This window comes from Nostoc sp. CCY 9925, from assembly GCF_963920935.1.
GTDB lineage: Bacteria > Cyanobacteriota > Cyanobacteriia > Cyanobacteriales > Nostocaceae > Nostoc.
This window is the reverse complement of sequence record NZ_CAWUDO010000261.1, coordinates 1-1,933: the sequence shown is the minus strand read 5'-3', so window position 1 is coordinate 1,933 and position 1,933 is coordinate 1. Positions and strand designations below refer to the sequence as shown.

The following is a 1,933-nucleotide window of genomic DNA, read 5'->3' as shown; positions in this document are numbered from 1 at the left end:
GTATTTTAACTGATTGACAAAATACGCTTTATCTTAACCTATCACCAATGGTTTACATCAGTTGGGGATTCCGACCCCTCCTGAACAAGAGCCACCTTTCTTGAAATTTGGTGTTCTTGTCTTAAACCCTTACTCCCTTCGGTCGTGGCAGAGGGTAGGAATCAGAATTCCCTTCTGCCTCCTGCCTCCTGCCCTCTGCCTTTCCTGGTAAAGAATTATGAGTTAAGAAAAAATACGATTACAGGCTTTCGGGATCAAATTGATAACATCAAAATGTTCACTCATTGCTAACCGTACCATTGTAGTTGTTAACGCAGATGTCGAAGTCAAGGTTACACTTCATTGGTAATTGATTCAAATACAGAGGATAGCTTTGTCAAATAAATTCGTCAGGATTGGTCGAACAGACTGCTAGACGGCAATTATTTAAAAGTACATTAAGTTCCTGTACAACTTTCAAAGGATTTTTAAATGTGAACATAGATGCAATCGCAGCTTCATAAGGATTTCTGCCTGTTCTTTTCACGGCAACAATCGCATCTTTATTGGAAAATCCCCGAATACTAACCAACCATGCAGCTAGCACATGACCAGTGCGGCCAATACCACCCGAACAGTGTACCACTACTTTTTGGTTTTGTTTGTCTGCTGCTACTAAAAAAGGAAGTATTCTTTGGGTGAGCATTTCTAAATTAGCGAATTGAAAATCTGTAATCGGTGCCCAACAAACTTGCTGCTCACCAAATTCTTGTTGATATATGCCTAAAAGATTTAAGTAACGAGCTAGTTGCTTTTGGGGGAGAAGACAGCAGACTCGTTGGATCTTTTGTTTTTTCATGAACTCAATCCAATCAGATACCTGTTGATTGGAGTAACCAGGTCTGGAAGCACCAAATACAATCGGTTCATCTTCCCAAGCAGCAGCAAACTTGTACGTATTTCTAGCCATATGTTCTGATGCCTGTGAGTTGTGTTGATCCCACTTCTATAATTTGTTTTATTATAAAACGACATATGTTCTATTATAAAACAAAAAGCCAAAACCCAATACCGATAGAAAATGGAACAAATGGTGTTTTGTAAATCAAAGTGGACGAAGAAAAACAACGCTTGCAGAAGCTACTAGAGCGCTTACAGGGGAATAAAACACTGCGGTGGATAGCTAGTGAGCTAAAATTGGGTTCTCAAAGCACAATTCACCGATGGCGGAACACAGGTATCATCAGTGCGGAAGGAAAAATATCAATTGCCCGCTACTTAGGACGTAGTATCGAAGATATTGACAGCTACCTTTCTGGAAGGGTTGGCTTGGATGACTTACTCGACCCCAAACGTCGGTTTGAACACTTAACTAAACTAACCCGCGATGATGTACTCTACTGGCTGAGATGGCGTGCTTCCCTTCGAGATAAAGTTCAGGTAGCTCAAGAACTAAATACATTACTCTATAATTTGCTGATCGATCGCAAGGCAGAGTCATTAGGTAAAAGTATTAATGCCGTTATCCAATCAGGACGCTACCCCTCGCTAGAAGCGATCGCTCAGATGGTTGGAATTTCATCTCAACGACTTAATAATTTAATCACTGGAGAAGAAAGCCCTACAGAAGATGATTTGATTGCGCTCTCAGGTGTTCTTGACTGTGACACACAGCAACTACTGAAAGATTACCTAGCAGGCTCATAATCCAGATGCTTCGATCAAAGGCTACTAGCTAGCTTTTGCTGATTGCTTTTGGTAGTTGTTCAACAGTAAGAAATATCGCAGAGTATTGAAGGGGTTTGTTCCACCCAGTGAACTCAAACAGGTACTCATCTTTCTTCAAGTTTGAGCATGGTTGCTTATTGATTGATTTGATGACGGTTGATTGGCTTGGAGTTACAAGTGGTGGCTGCGTACAAATCAAAGTATTCCATCACAAGCATTAACAGAA

The 1,933-nt window shown here is 40.7% G+C and carries 2 protein-coding genes; one reads left to right on the top strand and one right to left on the bottom strand.

The window, feature by feature from the left end; genetic code table 11:
* Nucleotides 1-376: 376 nt before the first annotated feature.
* Nucleotides 377-949 carry a dual specificity protein phosphatase family protein gene (locus ACM0OY_RS40265; protein ID WP_414574279.1) on the bottom strand — a complete coding sequence of 191 codons (573 nt, stop codon included), beginning with the start codon at nucleotides 947-949 and terminating at the stop codon, nucleotides 377-379.
* A gap of 140 nt (nucleotides 950-1,089) precedes the next feature.
* Here ACM0OY_RS40265 and ACM0OY_RS40260 point away from each other — a divergent pair, with 140 nt between their 5' ends.
* Nucleotides 1,090-1,686, top strand: coding sequence for a helix-turn-helix domain-containing protein (locus ACM0OY_RS40260; RefSeq protein ID WP_414574278.1), 597 nt, complete (start codon nucleotides 1,090-1,092; stop codon nucleotides 1,684-1,686).
* Nucleotides 1,687-1,933 lie beyond the last annotated feature (247 nt).